General features: G+C 64.7%; 17 protein-coding genes. 3 read left to right on the plus strand and 14 right to left on the minus strand.

From position 1 onward, the window contains the following. Window positions 1–64: 64 nt before the first annotated feature. The 3 genes from M3P27_04380 to M3P27_04390 all read left to right on the plus strand — a co-directional run bounded on the left by M3P27_04380 (window position 65) and on the right by M3P27_04390 (window position 3611). On the plus strand, window positions 65–1405 hold the full coding sequence (locus tag M3P27_04380; protein MDP9267548.1) for an efflux RND transporter periplasmic adaptor subunit: 1341 nt from the start codon (window positions 65–67) through the stop codon (window positions 1403–1405). Window positions 1406–1526: 121 nt separating this feature from the next. Continuing rightward, entirely contained in the window at window positions 1527–2279 is a 753-nt protein-coding gene (locus M3P27_04385) for an ABC transporter ATP-binding protein (GenBank protein MDP9267549.1), read from the plus strand. Window positions 2280–2954: 675 nt separating this feature from the next. Beyond that, entirely contained in the window at window positions 2955–3611 is a 657-nt protein-coding gene (locus tag M3P27_04390; protein ID MDP9267550.1) for a hypothetical protein, read from the plus strand. A 39-nt stretch (window positions 3612–3650) separates the two neighbouring features. Here M3P27_04390 and M3P27_04395 read toward each other — a convergent pair whose 3' ends face one another. From M3P27_04395 to M3P27_04460, 14 genes are all read right to left on the minus strand, one after another. Further along, window positions 3651–4874, minus strand: coding sequence for a penicillin-binding transpeptidase domain-containing protein (locus tag M3P27_04395; protein MDP9267551.1), 1224 nt, complete (start codon window positions 4872–4874; stop codon window positions 3651–3653). A gap of 304 nt (window positions 4875–5178) precedes the next feature. Further along, window positions 5179–6465, minus strand: a complete 1287-nt coding sequence (ftsZ, locus tag M3P27_04400) for a cell division protein FtsZ (GenBank protein ID MDP9267552.1) — start codon at window positions 6463–6465, stop codon at window positions 5179–5181. A gap of 71 nt (window positions 6466–6536) precedes the next feature. Next, entirely contained in the window at window positions 6537–7757 is a 1221-nt protein-coding gene (gene ftsA, locus M3P27_04405) for a cell division protein FtsA (protein MDP9267553.1), read from the minus strand. Continuing rightward, complete coding sequence (locus M3P27_04410; GenBank protein ID MDP9267554.1) at window positions 7720–8949, minus strand: FtsQ-type POTRA domain-containing protein; 1230 nt, start codon at window positions 8947–8949, stop codon at window positions 7720–7722. Before M3P27_04410 ends, ftsA begins: the two co-directional genes overlap by 38 nt. Window positions 8950–9100: 151 nt before the next feature. Beyond that, window positions 9101–10288, minus strand: coding sequence for a tetratricopeptide repeat protein (locus M3P27_04415; protein MDP9267555.1), 1188 nt, complete (start codon window positions 10286–10288; stop codon window positions 9101–9103). Between the two features lie 30 nt (window positions 10289–10318). Then, window positions 10319–11746: a UDP-N-acetylmuramate--L-alanine ligase gene (murC, locus tag M3P27_04420; GenBank protein MDP9267556.1), complete on the minus strand. Its 1428-nt coding sequence runs from the start codon at window positions 11744–11746 to the stop codon at window positions 10319–10321. A gap of 35 nt (window positions 11747–11781) precedes the next feature. Next, on the minus strand, window positions 11782–12903 hold the full coding sequence (gene murG, locus M3P27_04425; protein ID MDP9267557.1) for an undecaprenyldiphospho-muramoylpentapeptide beta-N-acetylglucosaminyltransferase: 1122 nt from the start codon (window positions 12901–12903) through the stop codon (window positions 11782–11784). Then, the gene (locus tag M3P27_04430; protein MDP9267558.1) at window positions 12900–13091 is read right to left on the minus strand and encodes a hypothetical protein; all 192 of its coding nucleotides are present in this window, start codon (window positions 13089–13091) and stop codon (window positions 12900–12902) included. The genes murG and M3P27_04430 overlap by 4 nt, the downstream gene beginning before the upstream one ends. 18 nt (window positions 13092–13109) lie before the next feature. Continuing rightward, window positions 13110–14201, minus strand: a complete 1092-nt coding sequence (gene ftsW, locus M3P27_04435; GenBank protein MDP9267559.1) for a putative lipid II flippase FtsW — start codon at window positions 14199–14201, stop codon at window positions 13110–13112. Next, window positions 14201–15586, minus strand: a complete 1386-nt coding sequence (gene murD / locus M3P27_04440; GenBank protein ID MDP9267560.1) for a UDP-N-acetylmuramoyl-L-alanine--D-glutamate ligase — start codon at window positions 15584–15586, stop codon at window positions 14201–14203. Before murD ends, ftsW begins: the two co-directional genes overlap by 1 nt. A gap of 31 nt (window positions 15587–15617) precedes the next feature. Further along, entirely contained in the window at window positions 15618–16760 is a 1143-nt protein-coding gene (mraY, locus tag M3P27_04445; protein MDP9267561.1) for a phospho-N-acetylmuramoyl-pentapeptide-transferase, read from the minus strand. 27 nt (window positions 16761–16787) lie between these two features. Further along, a complete protein-coding gene (locus M3P27_04450; GenBank protein MDP9267562.1) occupies window positions 16788–18209 on the minus strand; it encodes a UDP-N-acetylmuramoyl-tripeptide--D-alanyl-D-alanine ligase in 1422 nt (473 codons plus the stop codon). A gap of 16 nt (window positions 18210–18225) precedes the next feature. Then, window positions 18226–19740, minus strand: coding sequence for a UDP-N-acetylmuramoyl-L-alanyl-D-glutamate--2,6-diaminopimelate ligase (locus M3P27_04455; GenBank protein MDP9267563.1), 1515 nt, complete (start codon window positions 19738–19740; stop codon window positions 18226–18228). Window positions 19741–19842: 102 nt separating this feature from the next. Next, window positions 19843–22008 (minus strand): transpeptidase family protein, encoded by a 2166-nt coding sequence (locus M3P27_04460; GenBank protein ID MDP9267564.1) that lies wholly within the window; start codon window positions 22006–22008, stop codon window positions 19843–19845. Window positions 22009–22083: the final 75 nt, after the last annotated feature.

Below are 22083 nucleotides of genomic sequence, written 5' to 3' on the forward strand. Positions count from 1 at the left end.
GGCGTAGCGGCTGCACCGCGAGCCCTTGAAAGAAAGGTTCGGCGCTCAGCGTCACTTAACGTCTATGAAGAAGAAGCTCATCATCGCCATCGCCGCCGTCGTGGTCGTGGGCGGCATCGTCGTCGCCACGGTCAGCTTTTCCGGCGGCAACGCACCCGAAGTGCAGACCGGCAAGGTCGCGCGCGAGGACCTGGCCACCATCGTGAGCGCCTCGGGCGAGATCAAGCCCAAGACTTACGTGAACATCGGCGCCAACGCCTTTGGCAAGATCACGCGCCTGTTCGTAAAAGAGGGTGACCACGTGAAGCGGGGCCAGATGCTGGCGCAGCTGGAGAACGTGCAGTCCAACGCCGACGTGAACGCCACCCGCGCTGGACTCGACGTCTCGCGCACCGACGCCGTTGCCGCCCAGGCCGGCATCGAGCGCGCCCGATCAGACGTCGAGCGCACCAAGCAGGATTGGGAGCGCGCCCAGGGGCTCTACCAGCAGGGGCTCATCCCCAAGTCCGAGTTCGACATGCGCAAGAGCTCGTACGACTCCGCCGCCGCCGCGTTCGCCCAGGCGAAGGCGCAGAATGAGTCTGCTTCACGGCGCATCTCGCAGAACGCGGCCACCCTCACCCGCGCCTCCGACGTGCTCAGCAAGACGCAGTATCTCGCTCCCTACGATGGCGTCGTCACCAGCTTGCCGGTGCGCGAGGGTGAGACGGTCGTCGTCGGCATCCAGAACTCGCCCGGCTCCACCCTGATGACGCTCGCCGATATGTCCGTCATCACCGCCGAGGTCCGCGTGGACGAGACCGACATCGTCAACGTAAGAGTCGGCCAGCCCGCCGAGGTCACCATCGACGCCATCCCCAACAAGAAGTTCCCCGGCATCGTCACCGAGATCGGCAACATCGCCATCCTGCGCTCTACCGGCCTGGCCACCTCGCAGACCACCGCCGGCTCGCAAGAAGCCAAGGACTTCAAGGTCGTCGTCACGCTCACCAACCCGCCGGAGAACCTGCGCCCCGGCCTTTCGACCACCGCCAAGGTGACGACGGCGGCCAAGCAGAACACGCTCGCCATCCCGCTGCAGGCGCTCACCATCCGCACCAAGGCCGACCTGGAAGAGAAGAAGCCGGGCAAGGCGGGCGGCGTGGAAGCGGCTACCCCCGCCAAGAAGGACGCCAAAGACGAGATCCAGGGCGTCTTCGTCCTCACCGGCAAGGGCAACCAGCGCAAGGCGCAGTTCAAGCCGGTCGAGACCGGCATCACCGGGACCACCAACGTGGAAGTGGTCAGCGGACTCGCCGAGGGCGACGAGATCGTTATCGGCAGCTACAAAGTGCTGCGTACCCTGAAGAACGGCGCCAGCGTCAAGGTAAACAACGTCGCTCCGAAAAAAGAGGATAAGACCTAAACCTTGGAACCATTAGCCCGTCTAATACGTTTACTCCACTGAGTTCGTGTGGAGACGGGCGACCGCCCGTCCGGGAACGGAGACACGAAAGGCGGCAACGATGGCATCCGGATCACTCACCATGGCTGACAGCGCAACCGTACTCAACGACGCGGCACTCAATGCCCCGCCCCGCGAGGGCATGATCGTCACCGACGACCTGTGGAAGACCTACGACATGGGTTCGGAGCAGGTGCACGCCCTCCGCGGTGTCGACATCACCATCCGCAAGAACGAGTACGTTGCCATCATGGGACCTTCCGGCTCGGGCAAATCCACGCTCATGAACCTGATCGGCTGCCTGGATACGCCGTCCAAGGGCAAGTACTGGCTCAACAGCCAGCTCGTCTCCGAGCTCGATGACGATGAATTGGCGCGCATCCGCAACAAGGAGATCGGCTTCGTCTTCCAGACTTTCAACCTGCTCGCCAGGGCCACCGCGCTGCACAACGTAGAGCTGCCACTCATCTACAACGGCACCGCTTCGGAAGAGCGCATCGAGCGCGCCAAGGGAGCGCTGCGCAAGGTCGACCTCGAATCGCGCATGATGCACAAACCGAACGAACTCTCCGGCGGACAGCGCCAGCGCGTCGCCATCGCGCGCGCCCTGGTCAACAATCCTTCCATCATCCTCGCCGACGAGCCCACCGGCAACCTCGATTCCAAGACCGGCAACGAGATCATGGCGCTGTTCGACGCGCTCCACGGCCAGGGCAACACCATCATCCTCGTCACCCACGAGGCCGATATCGCCGCCTACGCGCACCGCATCATCCACCTCAAAGACGGCAAGGTCGCGCTCGACGAGCCCAACCCCAACCGCCGCGCCCACTAGCGCCTTCGGAGCGCCGGCGTCCCGCCGGCTGGCGCGCGGGCATCTTGCCCGCGCCTTTTCGCCGCAGATCAACGCAGACGAACGCGGATCAAACCCTTCACCACGGAGGCACGGAGACACGGAGCCCTTTTGGGCCGGGTGCCCCAGGCAATGGGTGCCCCATCCTTTGGGGCGGGTGGCCCAGACAATGGGTGCCCCATACAAGCGTCCGCTTGTGTGGGAGGATAAAAGACATCCTCACGATTTCGCTTTATTTTCGCCCAACGACACGCTACTCTCATCTCGTCCGTCCCACGCCGGACCATCACGCTCCTTCTCATCATTAGGCCATTCCTACGTGCTAGAGTCCCCGGTCTGCGGCTGTCGCGGGGGAGAGAACTGCCTCCGACTCAGGCACGGATATTCGTTCAGATTCCCCGCGGATATCCGTCGGATTCCCACGGATTCGCGCCTGTAAGTCCTTTGTTTCGACAGATCGACCAGATCTCGTCCCTCACCAGTATCGAACCGAGATCAACCGAGATCGAACCGAGATCGAACCGAGATTAGGACCGAGACCACTTCCCTGTAACCTGCTGAAGGCATTGGCAAATGCAAGAATCGGGCGCACCGGGGGGGAGGGGGTATCCCAATCCGCCTCGATTGTCGGCTGAGTGGATGTAGTAAAACGTTCCCATGCCCCGTTCCCTGTTCGCGCTCGCCCTGGTCGTGGCGGTCGCCACCGTCGTTCCGGCCGTGGCCAGAGAGAAAGACCGGGAAGCCCGCGCCCGCGCCGAGATCCGAGAGGTCCTGGAGAAGTATCTCGACGCGCGTTTTCGCGGCGCGGAGTGGAAAGAGTTTCGCGACCTGGTCACCTGGACGGACGAACAGCAGCAGCAGGAAGAACAGGAGCCGGACGGGGCCGCCTGCACCGCCATCGTCCGCTCCTACAACATTCAGGACATCCGGCTCAGGGGCTCCTCGAATGACGACAAGCGGACCGCGCTCGCCACCGTCGTCTTCTACCAGCTGGGGACCTACTGTGCCGCCGAACACGCATTCCAGCCGGCGCCGCATCTCGAGAGTGCCATCTTCCAGCTCCGCAAGCGCAGCATCGTATGGGCGGTCGAGAAAACGAACCGCCCCGGCGGACAGGTGGATTGGACGGTCGTCCGCGACCGGTTGCAGCAACAGCTCGGGGACCCGGCGCGGACCGCGGGGCTTTCACCTGAAGCCCGCGCGCGGGCCGCGGCCTCGCTCTCCGCGCTCACCCGCACCGCAAACGCCATCGGCAGGACCGGAGCGGAAATACGAGGGGCGCCAGAGTCGTCACCGACTCCAGCGCCCAAGTGACTTTGATCTGGTTTGCTAGAAGCTAGCAGCTAGAAGCTACTAGTGCGCCGCGCCCACCGCGCTCTCGCTCGTCCGTTCCGGTGCCGCGGGAGCGGAGGCGAAGAAGCTGTGGTCGTAGAGGTTGCGATAGAGGCGTCCGGCGATCTCCGCGGCCTTGGGCCCAAAGGTCGGCCGCCCGCCCTGCAGGAAGACGACGGTCACGATGCGTCCGTATTGCGTGTTCGCATACGACGCGAACCAGCCAAAGCGCGTGCCGTCTTTCGAGCACGTGCCCGTCTTGCCCAGGATCTGCTCTTCGCTGAAGTTGTAGCGCACGCTGCGTCCGGTGCCGTACTCCACCGTGCCCGCCATGCCTTCGGTGAGTTGCGGGATGAGCTGCGTGATCTCGAGCTGCCGCTTGATGCGCGGCTGGAAGTTGGCGACCTGCTCGGCGGAGTTGGGATGCTGCATGTAATAGAGCGTCCCGCCGTTGGCGATGGCCGAGACGATCGCGCCCAGCTGTAGCGGCGTCATCGAAACGCCCTCGCCATACGAGCACATCTTGCCCACGCCGCCTTGGCTCGCCGGGATCTCTTCTTCCGGATACGCGCCCAGGTGCTCGCCCTCGATGTTGTAGCCGGCCAGCTCGCCCAAACCGAACTGGCGGGCGTAGTAGGCGACCTTCTCGAAGCCGAGGCGGCGTCCCAGGACTTCGAAGTATTGGTTGTTAGAAGTCGCGATGGCGTGGCTGAGTGTCATCCGCGAGCGTCGCGAGAGTGGCACTTCGGTGTCTTTGTCGACGATGCCTTCGTCCAGCGCCGCCAGCGACGTCACCAGCTTGATGGTGGAGCATGGCTGCGCGCCCTCGGAGAGCGCCAGCCTCTGGTTCACCATCGCGAGCACGCGTCCGCTGGTGGGATCGATGGCCACCACGGTGCCGTTCATGTTGCCGAGTGCGTCCACCGCCGCGGCGCGCACGATCTGGTCTTCACCCGCGGACTGATCGCCCTGCGCCACGCCTTCCGCGTACGAGCTCATGTAGAAGCGCTCGTAGAAGCGGCGATGGCGGCGTCCGTTGGCGGAGCGCCGCGTCCGGCGGCTGTGGCGCTTCGCGCGCATCTTCTTCTGCGCGCTCGACGCTTCGGTGATCTTGCTTTGGGATCTCTTTGCCGCGGATTTCGAGGTGGCTGAGCGAGCGAAACCCGCCGTCGCGAACGACAGCACCAGGATGGCGAGGAAGATAGCCTGGGCTACGAGACTTGAGACTGCGAGACCTTTTTTCATGCCCTGCCTAAACCCAACTGATTGACTACCGCTCGCGGTTCAGGAAACTTAGCGAGGCCTTGTCTTTCGATTCAAGCGTCCCGGAAAAGATTCCCGTCTTGCTGGGGTGAGTTGCTGCTCGATAGTACGGTCATTGTTATCTATATTGCAACGGGTAAACACCCAGTGTGCGCTACCCTACAACACCTGCGCCCATTCCGGGATTCGATGCAGCAGCCTCTGACCAGAGAGTTGCGGAGGCGAGCAAGCGGTGGGCGCAGAACGGCGTCCGCGGAAACGAAGCCGCGGGATCAGGTCCCCGCGCCTACTGCGATTCCCCGCGCTTGCGGATGAACGCGGGCACGTCGAGATCGTCGTGCTCCACGTCTTTCACCGCTTCCTTCACGTTCTGCAGGTTGGTGACCTCGCGGCCCGGCGTGTTCATGGGATGCGGCGCCACCGGGATCGAAGGTCGCTGCGACTGGTTCGCATAACCCTGGTTCGCGTGACCAGACGAGGTCGGAGACGCCGACGATGAAGATGAAGACACCGAGGGATACGACGCTGCCGTCCGCTGCTGCGCGATGGCGTTGGCCGCCGCCGACACCGATTTCTCTTTCTTGTGCAGGTTCTCGGTCTTGAAGCCGGTGGCGATCACCGTGATCTTCACTTCGTCCTTCATCCTCTCGTCCATCACCGCGCCGAAGATGATGTTGGCGTCCTCGTGCGCCGCGCTCTGGATGATGGTCGAAGCTTCGTGCACCTCGCTGAGCTTCAGCGAACTCGAGCCGGTGATGTTGATGAGGATGCCGCGCGCCCCGTCGATCGCGCCCGCTTCGAGCAGCGGCGACGCGATCGCTGCCTGCGCCGCCAGCGTGGCGCGGTTCTCCCCGCGCGCCGTCGCCGTGCCCATCACCGCCGGGCCCATTCCCGCCATGATGGCTTTCACGTCGGCGAAATCGCGGTTGATGATGCCGGGGATGGTGATGATGTCGGAAATACCCTGCACCGCCTGCCGCAGGATGTCGTCGGCCACGCGGAACGATTCGAAGAAGCCCGCGTTCTGTGCCACCGCAAGCAGTTTTTCGTTGGGGATGATGATCAGCGTGTCCACCGAATCGATCAGCTCCTGCATGCCGCGCTCGGCCTGCTGCAAGCGGCGCTTGCCTTCGAAGGCGAAGGGCTTGGTGACTACCGCCACCGTCAGCGCTCCCATCTCGCTTGCCAGCGACGCGATGATGGGCGCCGCGCCCGTGCCCGTGCCGCCGCCGAGTCCGGCGGTGACGAACACCATGTCCGCGCCCTCGAGCGCCTCGATGATCTGGTCGGAGTCTTCGAGCGCCGCCCGCCGGCCCACTTCCGGATTCGCGCCCGCGCCCAACCCATTCGTGAGCTTCACGCCGAGCTGTATCTTGTGCGGCGCCTTCGCCATCTGCAGCGCCTGCAGGTCGGTGTTGGCGACCACGAACTCAACGCCCTCGAGTTTGGCGTCGATCATGCGATTCACCGCGTTCGAACCGCCGCCGCCCACGCCGATCACCTTGATGCGAGCGGCGTTGCGCGCCTCTTCGTTGAACTGGATGCGGACTTCGCTCTTCTTGTCGTCAGGCATTGGTCACCGCTTCCGCAGATTTGTTTGCACTGTAACCCCGAAAGTTGAAACTGGAAACTCGAAACTTTTCCTCAGCCCGACTTGCGCGCGAACAGCGCCTTCAGCTTCGCGCCTAGCCCTGCTTCCTGCGGACCGCGGGCCAGCCGCGTCCGATGTCCGTAAAAGACCAGCCCTACCGCGGTGGTGAACTCGGGCTCGGCTAGCGCGGCCGGCATCTTTGAGATGGGAGATGGTCTTCCCACGCGCGCGGGCTTGCGCAGCACGTTCTCCGACACCTCCGCCATCGAAGGCAGCCGCGCCGCGCCGCCGGTCAACACCGTGCCCGCGCCGCACAGCTCGAACACGCCCGCCTGCCGCAGATGGTCACGCAGCATCTCGAACAGCTCGTAAGCCCGTGGTTCGAGTATCTCCGCCAGCAGCCGCTGCGGCATCAGCCGCGACTGCCGGTCGCCCACCGCCGGCACCTCGATCTCATTGCCTTCGGGAACGCGCGTCACCATGGCGTTGCCGAAAAGTTTCTTGATCTTCTCCGCTTCGGCGAGCGGGGTTCGCAGTCCCACGGCAACATCGTTGGTGAAGTGGTCGCCGCCGATCGGCACCACCCCGGTATGCGCCACCGCACCCTCGAAGAAGACGATGAGGTCGGTGGAGCCCGCGCCCACATCGCACAAACAGACGCCGAGCTCGCGTTCATCGGCCTTGAGCACCGCGTCGGCGGCGGCGAGCGGCTCGTAGACGGTGTCGTCCACGTGGATGCCGGCACGGTTCACCGCTGTCACCACGTTCTGCGTGGCGGTGGAAGCCGCGGTCGCGAGATGCACCTGCACTTCGAGCTTCGTGCCCACCATGCCGGCGGGATCGCGGATGCCGTTGTGGTCGTCGAGGATGAACTCCTGCGGCAGCAAGTGCAGCACTTCCCTGTCCGGCGGCAGCGAGACGTTGCGCGCGCGCTCCACCGCGGCGCGCACGTCTTCGCGCGCGATCTCACGCGAGCGCGAGCCGATGGCGATGCCGCCGCGGCTATTCACGCCGCGCACGTGCGGCCCGGCCACGCCGATCACCGCGCTCTCCACCGCCGCGCCCGCCAGGTTCTCCGCCTGCTCCACCGCACGCTGGATCGAGACGACCGTCTTGTCGAGGTCTACGATCACGCCCTTACGCGTGCCGCGCGATTCGGCGAGGCCGTGGCCGCGATAGCGGACACCCGTCTCCGTGATCTCCGCCACGATGGCGCAGACCTTCGCGCTGCCTACGTCAATCGCGGTGAGTAGGTTCGACTGCTCTTTTCCCATGGGTCGTTGATCTGGACCTTGTTCTTGGTCTCGGTTTCGCTCTCGTCGGCTTGCTCGCCGTCTTCGCGCTGGCTGGCTTCGCGGTGGCTGGGTCCGCGGTGGCTGTTTTCGCGGTGGCTGTTTTCGCGGTGGCTGGTTTCGCGGTGGCCGTTTTCGCGGTGGCTGGTTTGACGCCGGCTGGGTTCGCCTGCCGCTCGGTTGAGTGCGCCGGCGCCAGGGCACGCGGATCCGGATTCACGATCACCTGGCGATCGAAGCGCAGGTCCACGGACTCGAGTCTCTGGTATTGCACGCGCCACTCCGCCGCGTGCGCGATGTACGTCTTGTAGCGATCCATGAAGTTCCCAGAGCCGAGGTGCAGCACCACCGCGCCCGCCGGGTCGGCCACCGTGATCTTCACGTCGTCGGGATCGGAAAGCTCGATCTCGCTCAGGTCCTTGGAATAGTTGGAGCCATTCCAATCCAGCTCGCGGACGAGCGCGTTGTAGAGCTTCATGCGCGCGGCGCGCGTGGAGAGCGGCTCGGAATCCGCGGTGCCGACGATGACGGGGAACGAATACTTCGACGCTGCCGCTTTCGCGGAGCCGGCCGGCAGCTCCATCAGCACGCCACCCGCATCGATGAGCACGATTTTCGAGCCCAGCTGCACGAAGGCCACCGGCGTCCGCTCTTTTACCTGCACCCGCAGCCGGTCGGGCAGCAGCCGCATCACCGTCGCCGCTTCCACCCACGGGATCTGCTCGAGCTGTTTCTTGCGTTCGTCGAGCGGGACGAAGAAGACGTTGCGTCCGATGTCCGCGCCCATCACTTCCATCACCTGCGCGCGGCTCACGTTCTGGTTGCCGCTGAGCTCGATGTTCGCTCCCGACTCCACGCGAAAGCGCCACGAGTGCGCGCCGTAGCGGTAGAGGGAGAAGCCCACGGTGAACAGCACGCCGCCGGCGAGCGCGGCGAGCGCGAGATACTTCAGGCGGTTGGCTGTCTTCTTGGGGAGCGGTCCGCGGCGGACGGCAACGCGCTTCTGTCCGCGGAGGAACTGCGGCTCGTCTTCGCGATCGAGATCGTCAAGCTCCAGGGCGCGCAGTTCGTCGTCTTCACTCAGGACGGGGTCGCCCACGCCGGCCGAGGCGGAACTCCCACGGCGCTTCAGCTCAGGCTCATCCTCGCGCGTGAATCGTCCGTTTCCTGCCATCTCCCTTTCGCGGTGCCGCTGCAGAGACCTGCGATACTCGCAACCCTGCCCGCAACTATAACGTGGAATGGGACTTTTGCAGAGAAGGAAATAGAGGAAATCGTTGGTTTTTGTCCGGTTCCCTGCCGGTTTCTTCGGCAGTCCTCCGCGGTTACTTCAGCGCCTTCAGGTCTTTTTTCGCGGGCTCGTAGCTCGGCTCCGCCCGCAGGCAGGTTTCGAACTCTACGATGGCCTGGTCTTTCTTGCCGGACTTCTGGTACATCTGCCCCAGCCGCCAGTGCGCATACGCGTGCTTCGGCGCGTTGCCCTCTGCCTCCTGCGCCAGATATTTCCGCAGGTAGCGCTCGGCGCGCTCAAAGTCTTTTCCCACCACGATCAGTGTGCGTCCGGCGGCATAATACGGCGTCCAGTCATCCGGATTCGCCTTCTCCGCCTGCGCCAGCAGCGCGTCGAGGTCGCCGCCGGTCTTGCCGGTGTAGACCATCTGGGCGGCGAGCAGGCTGTACCCCGAAGAGCGTCCCGGATCTGCCTTCATCGCCTGACGCGCGTACTTCTCCGCCAAGTCATATTTCTTGACCGTCTCCTGCAAGTAGAAGGTCCCCAGCGCGACCATCGCGCTGTAACTCTGCGGATCGGCTTTCAGTGCGCTGAGGTAATCCGCTTCTACCTTGGTGATGTCCTTGTCGTGCTGCGCGATGAGCGCCTGCGTCATCCAGCCATGCCCGGGATCGTCTTTCACCGCCTGGTCGGCGATGGCCTGCGCCTTCTGCTTGTCGCCGCCCATGATGCCGGGCGCGAGCAGGTAGTACTGCACCAGGCCGGAACGCGTCTGCCAGTTCCTGGGGTCGAGCGCGAGGGCGTCGTCGAGATGTCCCTTCACCTTGCGCGCCAGCACGATCTGTTCCAGGAAATTGGCCTTCTGCGCCTTGTCGCCATAGAGCTGCGCCAGCGCGCCGTGATAGTTCACGTTGTTCTTGTTCAACTCGAAGGCCCGCTCCGCCAGCTTGATGGCCTCATCGGGGGCGCCGAACGCGGTCTTGATGCGCGCCTCGAGATAGAGCGTCTCGGCATCGTTCGGGTGGGCACGGAAGCGCGGGTCCACGAGCGCGCGCGCGCGCTTCCAGTGTCCCGCTTCCATCAGCGTCGTAGGGTCCGCAAGCACCGGCTTGGTGGGATCGAAGGCATGCGCGGCGTTCAGAAGACAGAGCGCAACGGCTAGAACTCGCGTGCCTGGCCAGAGGGTTTTCATGGTCGAACGCTGATGTCCGAAGAAGCGATGTCCGAAGAAGCGATGTCCGAAGAACGGATATTCGAACAGCCGATGTCGCCAAAATGTCACGGCCAGAGTACCAGCAGACGGGACCCTCGACTATCCCTTCTTGACCACCACGCTGGCCTGCGATGCGGCCAGGCGTTCGAGCAGTTGCGGGCCGAGCTGGGAGACGCTGCCGGCGCCGAGCGTGAGCACCATGTCGCCCTCTTTCGCTTCCTGCGCCACAACTTCGACGGCGTCGGCAAAGGACGCCTGGTACACCGCTGCCTTTCCGCCGCGCTGTGCGATGTGCTGCGCCAGCGCTTCCCCGGTCACGCCCGCAATGGGCTGCTCGCTGGCAGCGTAGATATCGAGCACGTGGACGCTATCCGCATCGCCGAAGGCGGTAGCAAAGTCGTCCAGCAGCAGTTGCGTGCGCGTGTAGCGGTGGGGCTGGAAGATCACGTGGATGCGCCGGAATCCGCATTGCCGCGCCGCCGCCAGCGTGGCGCGGATCTCGGTGGGATGGTGGCCGTAGTCGTCGATCACCGTCACGCCCGCCGCTCTCCCCTTGGAATGGAAGCGCCGGTCCACGCCACGGAATTTTTCCAGCGCCTCGCGGATGGCCGCCACCGGCACTTCGAGTCCGATGCCCACCGCGATCGCTGCCGTCGCGTTCAGTACGTTGTGCGCGCCCGGGACGTGGAGATGGAAATCGCCCAGCGGCTTCCCGCCGAACGTCACGCTGAAGTTCGATACCGGCCGCTCGCCCCCGGCAATGACTGCCGCCGCCGGAGGCAGCGCAACGCAGAAGTCGGAGCCCGGGCGCGTGCCATAGGTCACCACCCGGCGGTCGACCTTGGGCAGCAGCGCGCGCAAGGCGTCGTTGTCGTTGCACGTCACCACCATGCCGTAGAACGGAACACGGTCCATGAATTCGATGAAGGTGCGCTCCACGTCGGCCATGTCGCGATAGCAATCCATGTGCTCGCGGTCCACATTGGTGACCACGCTCAGGATGGGCGAGAGCTTCAGGAACGAGCGGTCGCTCTCATCCGCCTCGGCGACGAGATACTGCGACTTGCCCAGGCGCGCGTTCGAGCCCATCGCCTCCACGCGTCCGCCCACGATCACCGTGGGGTCGAGTCCACCGGCGGCGAGCACTTGCGCGACCATCGACGTGGTGGTCGTCTTGCCGTGCATGCCGGCGATGGCGATGCCGTACTTCAGCCGCATCAGCTCGGCCAGCATCTCCGCACGCTGGATCACCGGGATCTTCCGCCGGCGCGCCTCCGCGACCTCCGGATTATCACGCGCGATCGCAGAGCTCGTCACCAGCACTTCGGGAGCCGCGCTCGCGATGTTCTCCGCGCTGTGCCCTTCGAAGATGGTTGCACCCAGCTTCACCAGCCGCTCGGTCACGGCGGAATGCTTCAAGTCGGAACCCGACACCTTATAGCCGAGGTTCACCATCACTTCGGCGATGCCGCTCATGCCGATGCCGCCGATGCCGACGAAATGGATCCTCTGGATGCGTGTGAACATTGAGTGGGCTACTTGGTGTCTGCCCAGTGTGTCGCTTAGTGTGCTGCCGCCGTTCTCGAGTTGTTGCCTTCGTTCCGTACCGCGCCCGCGAGCCGCGCCGCGATTGCAGCGATCGTTCCGGCGGCGTCCGCGTGCGCCATCGCCCGCGCCGCGGCGGACATCCTCTGGCGGGCCGCGGCGTCGTTCAACAAGCCCGCCACGGCTTCGATCAGGCGCTCGCGCGTGAGTTCAGCCTCCGGGATCAGCATGGCCGCCCCGCGCGCCGCCAGCGTCTCGGCATTGCGCAGCTGATGATCGTCGGACGCGCGTGGGAACGGGACGAAGATGGCCGGCTTCCCTGCCGCGGTGATCTCCGCCACCGTGCTCGCGCCCGCACGGCAGAGCAGCACGTCTGCTCGCGCATACGCTTGCGGCATGTCGTCGATGAACGCGCTGACCTCCGCCGACAAGGGCGCGCGCAGATACGCGGCCTGCGCCGGATTATAGTCGCGCTCTCCGGTCTGGTGGATGATGTGCAGCCCGGGCACGCGTGCCGCCAGTTCGGGCAGCGCCTCGATCACCGCGCGATTGATCGCCGCCGCCCCCTGGCTTCCGCCAAAGACCAGCAACGTAGGCCGCTCGCCCGGTGTTCGTTCCGCCGGCGGCCGTGGGGGCAATTCAAAAAAAGCATGCCGCACCGGGACACCCGTCACCACGTAACGCCGGAAGTACTCGCCCGTCTGCTCGAACTGCACCACCGCCGTGGTCACCAGCGGCGCGACCACGCGGTTCGCCAGTCCCGGAACAACGTTGGGCTCGAACGCGATGTTGGGGATGGAACTGAGCGACGCCGCCAGCATCGCCGGTCCGCTCGCGTATCCGCCTACGCCGATCACCACCTGCGGTTTGAACGCCTGCAATATCTGCCAAGAACGAACGACCGCACGCGGCAGCGCGAGCAGAGTCTTCATGCGCTGCGCCATGCTCACATTCTTCAGCCCGCCGACTTCGATGAAATGCAGCGCGAACCCGGCCTTCGGTACCAGGCGCGTCTCGATGCCACGTTCCGTCCCGATGAACGCGACCTCCGCGCCGTAGCGCGCGCGCAGCTCGTGCGCGATCGCCAGCGCGGGGATAACGTGTCCGCCGGTCCCACCGCCGGCCAGGACCGCCCTCATGAAGCAGCCTTGAAGAGCCACTTGCGAACCGCAGCCTCGGAATAGCTCTGCCGAGCTTCAGCGTCGCTCACTCCTTCGGAGAGCAATGCCCTCACGAAGGCTTCGCGAAGTACGTCGTCCCAGGTGGCGGTATCAGGGAGTGAATCAATGATCGTGCGGAACTCACTCTTGACGCTGCTTTGACTCATGGAAGAATTGTAGCTGGCCTAATCCGTCTGTTGCGTGATGTTCAGCAGCACCCCGACGCTTGCCAGTGTAACCAACAGCGCCGTGCCGCCATAGGAAATGAAAGGCAGCGGGATACCTTTCGTCGGCAGCAATCCCAGCACCACGCTGATGTTGAACAGCGCCTGCATCACCACCATCGCCGTGATGCCGGTGGCGAGGTAGCGCGCGAACACGTCTTCGGTGGCGAGCGCGGTCCGCATGCCGCGATACAAGAAGATGGCGAAGAGTGCGACCACCACCAGCGCGCCCACCAGCCCGAACTCCTCTGCCGTCACGGCGTAGATGAAGTCGGTGTGCGGCTCGGGCAGGTAGAAGAGTTTTTGTTTTCCTTCCATCAGCCCCATACCGGTCACGCCGCCGGTGCCCACGGCGATGAGCGACTGGATCATGTGAAAGCCCTTGCCCTGCGGGTCGGCATACGGATCCATGAAAGCCATGATGCGATCGTAGCGCCACTGCACGCGGAAGATCAGCATGTAGAGCACCGGCAGGCAAGCGGCGAATCCGGCGGCGAACCAGCGCATCCGCATCCCAGCAACGTAGAGCACCGCGCCCGTGATGAGCATGCAGACGATGGCCGTCCCCAGGTCGGGTTCTTTGATGATGAGCGCACAGAAGATCAGCGAAGGGATGATGGCCGGCACGAGCGTGTTGCGCCAGTCGTCCATCTGTCGCGTGCGCGATTCCAGGAAGTACGCGAGAAACAGGATGATTGCCGGCTTGGCCAGCTCCGACGGTTGCAGGCTGATGAAGCTAAAACGGATCCAGCGATGCGTGTTGTGCGCCGTATCGAGGAAGAAGACCGCGACGAGCAGGAGCGACGTCAGTCCGATGAGCGAGAAGACGAAGCCGGGATGCTTGTAGCGGCGATAGTCCACGTTCATCGCGATCAGCATGGCGATGAATCCCATCACCGCCATCGCAGACTGCCGCAACAGGAATGCGTAGGCCGACCCGTAGCGCTCGCGCGCCATCACCGCCGACGCGCTGAACACCATGATCAGCCCGATGAATACCAGCAAGAGCGTGACGATGAACAGTGTCTTGTCTACGCTCACGCGTTTTGCCACTACGCTGCGCCTCCCTGCACTTCGCGTTCTTTACGAACCACCAAGGCGTGCACGAGTTCCTTGAAGACGCGTCCGCGATGTTCGTAGCTCGTGAACTGGTCGAAGCTGGCGCACGCCGGCGCCAGCAGGATCACGTCGCCCGCCATCGCCGCTTCCGCGGCTTTGCGCACCGCCGTCTCGAGCGTCTCCGCGCGGATGACTGGACTTGTACCTGAAATCTGCTCCTCGATCTTCGCCGCCGCCGCACCGACGGTGTACACCCGCTTCACGCGCTCGCGTAACAGCGGATTCAAAACGGAATAGTCGCTGCCTTTGTCTTTTCCGCCGAGGATCAGGTGGATTCCGCCGGCGAACGACTCGAGCGCCTTGATGGTCGCGTCCACGTTCGTCGCTTTCGAGTCGTTGTAGTACTCCACGCCGTTGATATTGGCGACGAACTCGAGACGATGCTCGACCGCATGGAATTCACGGACGGCATTGGCGATCTGCGCCGGCTTGCATCCCGCCAGCATCGCCGCGCAAACGGCCGCCAGGACGTTCTCCTGGTTGTGCGCGCCCTTGAGCGTGATGGTCGACACCGGCATGATCTCGCGCTCGCCTGCGTTATCGTGGTAGAGGATGTGGCCATCCTTTATATAGGCGCCCGATTTGACCGCCTCACGCCGGCTGAATCCGCGCACCTGCGCCTTCACTCGCTGCGCCAGGGACACGCAAGTCGCATCATCCATGTTCAGGACGGCAAAATCGGAAGTTGTCTGATTCTCGAAAATGCGCGCCTTCGCGGCGACGTAGCCCTCGAACGTCCGATGCCGGTCCAGGTGATCGGGCGTCACGTTCAGCGCCACGGCGATCTTGGGATGGAAGCTCTCGATCGTCTCCAACTGGAAGCTCGATATCTCGAGCACGTTCCACGTCTCGGGAGTCGACGCGGCGACCATGTCGATGACCGGCTTGCCGATGTTCCCGCCGACCTGCGTCTTCAATCCACTTTTTGTGAAGACCTCGCCGATCAGCGAAGTGGTTGTCGTCTTGCCGTTGGAGCCGGTGAGAGCGACGATCGGTCCCTGCAGGAAGCGCGCCGCGAGTTCCACCTCGCCGATCACGGGCACACCAAGCGCGCGCGCCGCTTCGAGATGCGGCTCGTCATAGGGGACGCCGGGGCTCACGACGATCAGGTCCTGATCGCGGAAAGTGCGCTCGCCGTGCCGGCCCGCCTCGACCACGATGCCGCGGTCGAGCAGCGCTGGGATGTGCTCGCGCAGTTGGTCTTCCGTCTTGGCGTCGGAGACGGTGACGCGTGCGCCTTTATCTTTCAGGAAGAATGCCGCGGCCACGCCAGACTTTCCCAGTCCCACGACCAGCACGCGCTTCCCGTCTAGTTGCATTGTCCCCATTCTGCCACGTTCCCCGCAGACGCTAGCGCAACTTCAGCGAGGTCAGAGCAAAGAGTGCAAACACCAGCGAGGCGATCCAGAAGCGCACGATGATCTTCGACTCCGACCAGCCCAGCAGTTCGAAGTGGTGGTGCAGTGGCGCCATCTTGAAGATGCGCTTCTTGCGCAGCTTGTAGGAGCCGACTTGCAGGATCACCGAGAGTGCCTCGATCACGAAGATGCCGCCAATGAATGGCAACAGGAGCTCTTGCTTGATGATGACGGCGACCGTCCCAATGGCGCCGCCGAGTGCGAGCGAGCCCACGTCGCCCATGAAGATCTCCGCCGGATGCGCGTTATACCAGAGGAATCCGATGGCCGCGCCCACCATCGCGCCGCAGAAGATGGAAAGCTCGCCCACCTGCGGCATGCGCTGGAGTTCGAGATAGTCGGCAAACTGCGCGTGGCCACTCACGTAGGTGAGCACCGTCAGTGCGCCGGCCGCGATCACGGTGCAGCCGATGGCCAGGCCGTCGAGTCCGTCGGTAAGGTTCACCGCATTCGACGAGCCCACGATCACGATGGCCACGAAGATGATGAAGGGCAGGAAGGCCAGCGGCACCAGGTACGGATACTGCTCCAAACCGGAAAACGCGAGGTCGGGCCGGAAGTTCTTGAAGAACGGGACGATCAGGTGGGTGGAGTACTCGCCCCGCGCCTGCAGCGCCACCAGGATCACCGCGATGATGATGCTGGTGAGCACTTGCAGCGCCAGCTTGGTGCGTCCGGTGAGCCCGAGGTTGCGATGGTGGACGATCTTCAGGTAGTCGTCAGCGAATCCGATGGCGCCGAAGGCAAGCGTGGCCGCGACCGCCAGCCACACGAATTTATTGCTGAGGTCGGCCCACAGGAGCGTGGGCACGATGATGGAGATGGTGATGAGCACGCCGCCCATCGTCGGCGTGCCCGCTTTTTTCTGGTGCGCCTTCGGGCCTTCTTCGCGGATGTACTGGCCGATCTGGAACTCACGCAGTTGCCGGATGACCGCCGGCCCGATGATCAGCCCCATGAACAGCGCGGTGAGCGAAGCGAACGCGGTGCGGAAGGTGAGGAAACGGAAGATGCGGAACGGAGAAAAAAAGGGATCGAGATGAAAGATCTTTTCGTAGAGCAGCCAAAAAAGCAATCGTTCTCCGTCCTTCTCGCCGGATGTTTAACTCGTCGCCTTCCCCGCAACACTCTGCCACTTTTCGAGCGCGTGCTCCAGGCGCACGCCACGCGAGGCCTTGAGCAGCACCGCGTCCCCCTCGCGCACGGTCGCAGCCAGCCACTCGCCCGCTGCTTCGGGCGTCTCCACGTACGCGGCGGAGATCAGCCCGCCGGCGTGCGCGCCTTCCACGATCTTCTTGGCCGCGCCCCTCACACCGATGAGCATGTCGATGCGCTTCGCCGCCGCGTGCGCGCCGCAGTCATAATGCAGCGCGTCCGCCGCGGTGCCCAGTTCCAGCATCTCGCCCGCCACCACGATGCGCCGCTTCGCCGGCAGCGATGCGAGCGCATCGATCATCGCTTCCAGCGCTTTCGGATTCGAATTGTAGCAGTCGTTGATGACCGTCGCGCCCGCGATGTGCAGCACCTGGCCACGCTTTTCGCCAGGCTCGAGCGTTGCCAGCGCCTGCGCGATCTCGCTGGGTTGCAGATGATGCAGATGATGACGCAGATGGTCACTCATGGTGTCGTGCAAGGCCACCGCCGCCGCCGCCAAGGCGTTATAGATGTTGTGGCGTCCGAGCAGGGGAAGGTGCACCCGCTCGCGCATTTCGCCGGCGACAAGGTCGAACTCCGACCCTTGCGCGCCGCGCTCCACGATGTTCTGCGCGCTCACGTCTGCCGCATGCGCGATGCCGAACATCACCACCTTGCCGTGGAAGTCGCGGCCGAATTGCGAGACGTACTCGTCGTCCGCGTTCAGCACCGCGACTCCGCCGCGGGGCAGGGATTGTATGAGTTCGAACTTCGCCTGCGCGATCTCGCGCACCGACTCGAAGAAGCCGAGATGCACTGGGGCAACATTCGTCACCACTCCAACGTCCGGCTCGGCGATCTTTGCCAGCGCCGCGATCTCGCCGAGGTGGTTCATCCCCATCTCGATGACGGCGACCTCATGCTCCGGCTCGAGGCGCAGCAGCTGCAGCGGTAGCCCATAATGGTTGTTGAGGTTCCCTTCCGACTTCAGCACGCGAAACTTCGTCGCCAGAACGTGCGCAATGGCGTCCTTCGTCGTCGTCTTGCCGGCCGAGCCGGTCACGCCGACAACGCATCTTCCCCACGTCTTGCGGACGGCGAGTGCCAGGCGCTGCAACGCCGCCAGCGTGTCGGGAACCGCGAGCAGGCGGGTGGGGTCGCCTGCCTCCACCCAGTCCTTGCTCACGACGGTCGCCACCGCGCCCGCCGCGAGCGCGGCTTTTACGAAGTCGTGTCCGTCGAAGCGCTCGCCCGCGATGGCGAAGAAAAGGTCCCCAGGTTTCAGCGTCCGCGAATCGATGGAGTAGCCGGTCGCGAGCGCGTGCCGGTCGAAGGCGGCGTTCGCATCCGCATCGACAAACTCGGCGACCCTCTCCAGCGTGAGCTTCAATTCGTACCTGCCGGCTTCATTTCGCACCCGCCTGCGCGGCGCCGTACCCCAACGCTTGCAGCGCCTCGCGCGCGACCTGCGCGTCGGAGAACGGTTGCCTCCCTTCGCGCGTGATCTGGTGATCCTCGTGACCTTTGCCGGCGATGAGCACGATGTCCCCGGGCTTCGCTTCCGCGAGCGCCACCGCGATAGCCTTGCGACGGTCGGGCTCGACCGTGTGCGGCGTGCCCGTGGCTTCCAATCCCGGAAGCGCGTCATTGATGATGGCCATCGGCTCCTCGCTGCGCGGATTGTCGGAAGTCAGCACCACGAAGTCGCTTCCCTTCCCGGCGGCTTCGCCCATCAGCGGACGCTTTTTCTTGTCGCGATCGCCGCCGCAGCCAAAGAGCGTGATCACGCGTCCCCCACGCTGCGTCGCGCCCTCGCGGGAGGCGAAATCGCGGGCAACCTGCGTGAGGTTGCGCAGCGCATCGTCGGTGTGCGCATAGTCCACCACCACGGAAAACGGCTGGCCTTCATCCACGCGCTGGAAGCGGCCGGGGACGTGGCCGAGCGCGGCGATGCCCTCCACGATCTGCTTGCCGGAAAACCCGCGCGCCACCCCCGACGCGATCGCCGCCAACACGTTGTACACATTCACGCGGCCCACGAGCGGAGTCCATATGGCGAGCTTGCCCGCGGCCGTCTCCACGTCGAAACGGCTGCCTTTGCCGGTGACCTCGAGGTTCAGCGGGCGAAACTCGCCCGCCTCGATGCCATAGGTGAACACCTGCGAGCGCGACTTCACGTAGCCCGCCAGTTTTTTCCCGTACTCATGGTCGGCGTTGACCACGGCGAAGGGCGGCGGCTCGGTGCCCGAGCCTTCGAACAACACCTTCTTCGCGGCGAAGTAGTCCTCGAAATCTTTGTGGAAGTCGAGATGGTCGCGCGTGAGGTTGGTGAACACCGCGACCTCGAAGGGCACTCCGTAGACACGCTGCTGCGCCAGCGCGTGCGACGACACCTCCAGCACGCCGTCGCTCGCGCCGTTCGCCACCGCCTGCGCCAACCATCGTTCCAACTCGAGCGCCTCGGGCGTGGTGTGCGGCGCAGGAATGACTCTCCCCGCAACGTGATATTCGATGGTTCCCACGAGGATGCTTTTCCGCCCTGCCGAATTAAAGATCGATTCCACCAGGTACGCCGTCGTCGTCTTGCCGTTGGTGCCGGTGATCCCGACCAGCTTCAGCCGATTTGCCGGATGCTTGTAGAAGTTCGCGCTGATGCGCGCCAGCGCGCGCCGTCCATGTGGGACTACGGCCCACGCCACGCCCTCACGCGGCGCCTCGCTCGCCGAGTCGGTCACCACCGCGACCGCGCCGGCCTTGACCGCGGCGTCGATGTAGCGGTTGCCGTCGGTCGTGTCGCCGCGCATCGCGACGAACAACCACCCGGGTTGCACGCGCCGCGAATCGTAGTCCAGCCCTTTTACGTACGCGCTGCCCGCCTGGCTCAGGACTTCCACGCCGTCGAGAAGAGAATCAAACGTCATCCAGGGTGATTATATGTCGCGATCACTATCGCGATTACCGTCGCATCCCGTTACCAAGGGTCATCCTGAGGCGCGTCGCGGCGGTCAGCATGATGCGTGCGTTTATCTCGCCAGCCGCACCGCTACGTGCGCGCCTGCGGGGATGCGCGTGCCCGCCGGCGGCGCCTGCGCGCGCGCCACCCCCGAGCCGCTCACGTCGAGCTCGATGCCCGACTCCTGCGCCAGCTCGATGACCTGGCGCAGCGGCTTGCCCACGAACTGCGGCACGACCGCGCCACCCTCAACCTCCACCACGATGGTGCCGCCGATGACCGGCGGAGCCGGCAGTTCGGGCGGTGTCAGCGGAGGCTCGGAAGCTGCCGCGTCGATGGGCTGCTCCTTGATCACGCTCGCCGGACGCAGGGATGCGACCGCTTCTGGTGCGGGCGCTGCCGCGGTTGCCGTCGCGGACGCATCCTCGGCTGGCGGCGTGAGTGTGCCGCCAAAACGGTCAGGAGAGCTTTCTGCGATCTCATCATCTTTCACCTGTGCCGCCGCGCGCAGCAGCAAACGCTGCGGGCTGCGGATCTCGACGTCGTGCGGAACGTTCAGATAGGCCAGCACCTGCTGCGCCACGCGCGCGAACACCGGCGCGGCAACCTGTCCACCTTCGTGCGGACCGACCGGCGAATCCAGGATCACCGCCACCGTGATCGCCGGCGTGTTCACCGGCGCGAAGCCGACGAAAGAAGCGATGAGTTGCGAGCGCGAATACGTGCCGGTGCGGGGATCGATCTTTTGCGCCGTCCCGGTCTTGCCGCCGGCGGTGTAGCCATCGAGCAGCGCCCGCCGCCCGGTGCCACGCAGCACCACGCCTTCCATCATGCGGCGCATCTGGACGGCGGTGAGCGCTGAGACCACGCGCCGCTGCTCCGGGACTTTGTACGCGATGGTTTGCAAGGGCTGGCTGCCTGCCGCATCGTGCTGTGAGCTCGCCGCCAGGATGCGCGGCGGTGTGTACAGGCCGTCGTTCGCGATGGTGGAGACCATCGCGGCCAGCTGCACTGCCGAGATGCCGATCTCCTGCCCCATCGAGATGGCGCCGATCGAGACCTTCGACCAGCGCGAGACCGGCTTGGTGATGCCACGCGTCTCGCCCGGCAGCTCCACGCCCGACTGCGCGCCGAAACCGAAGCCGCGGATGTAGCGGTCGAAGCGCTCTTCGCCCAGGCGCAGGCCGAGCTTGATCGCGCCCACGTCGGAAGAATGTTCCAGGATCTGGCTCACCGTAAGGTTGCCGAACTTTGCGTGGTCGCGGATGCGCACCCCGGCGATGTAGATCTCGCCGTTCTGGCAGTCGATGGACTCGTCGGGGTTGGTGATCCTCTCTTCCAGCGCTGCCGCGATGGTGATGACCTTGAACGTGGAGCCGGGTTCATAGACGTCGCTCACCGCGCGGTTCTTCAACTGCTCCGGCGTCACGCCGCGCAAGGCGTTGGGATTGAATGACGGGCGGCTCGCCAGCGCCAATATCTCGCCGGTATGCGGATTCTGCACCATGACCGTGCCCGCCGCCGCGTGCGTCCGCGCCATCGCCGCTGCGAGTTCGCGCTCGGCTATGTATTGGATCTTCTCGTCGATGGTCAACACCAGGTTGTCGCCCGGCTGCGGCTGCCGTTCCACCGAACCGAACCAGCGCCGCTTGGCGTCCATCGTGATCAGCATGCGCCCCGGCTTGCCCCGCAGTCGCTGGTCGAACTCGCGCTCCACCCCACTCAGCCCGGCGTCGTCGAGGCCCACATAGCCGAGCACGGGCGCGGCCAGGTCGTTCTTGGGGTAGAAGCGTTTCGATTCCTTCTGGAAATAAATGCCGCGCAGGTTGAGCGCGCGCACGCGCTCGCTGGTGTCGTTGTCCACCTTGCGCGCCACCCAGGCAAAGGCGCGCGAGCCGCGCAGGCGGGCAAGCACGTCATCCGCATCGGTGCCTAATACTTTGGCGAGGACCTCGGCAGTCGATTGCTGGTCGGGTATCTCGGACGGGACGGCGAAGATCGAGTCCACGCTCACGCTCATCGCCAGCTCGTGTCCGCTACGGTCGTAGACCACGCCGCGGATGGGAGCAACGTCGATCGAGCGCTGCTGCTGCCGCTGCGCTTGTTTGGCGAAATCGCCGTAGTGAAAGACTTGCAGGTAGACGAGACGCGCGCCGATGGCGAGCATCCAGAAACAAAGCAGCCCCGCGAGTAGGTACAGCCGCTGCCGCGCGTCGGTGCGAAGCTTTTGGGCCATCGTCTCTTGATCGAGGTCGCCGCAACGCCCGCGTTGCGGGCTGCGTCGCCCTCGCGCTGCACTCGCCCGCCGCGG

It is taken from the genome of Acidobacteriota bacterium (assembly GCA_030774055.1).
In the GTDB taxonomy this organism is placed as follows: Bacteria; Acidobacteriota; Terriglobia; order Terriglobales; family Acidobacteriaceae; genus JACPNR01.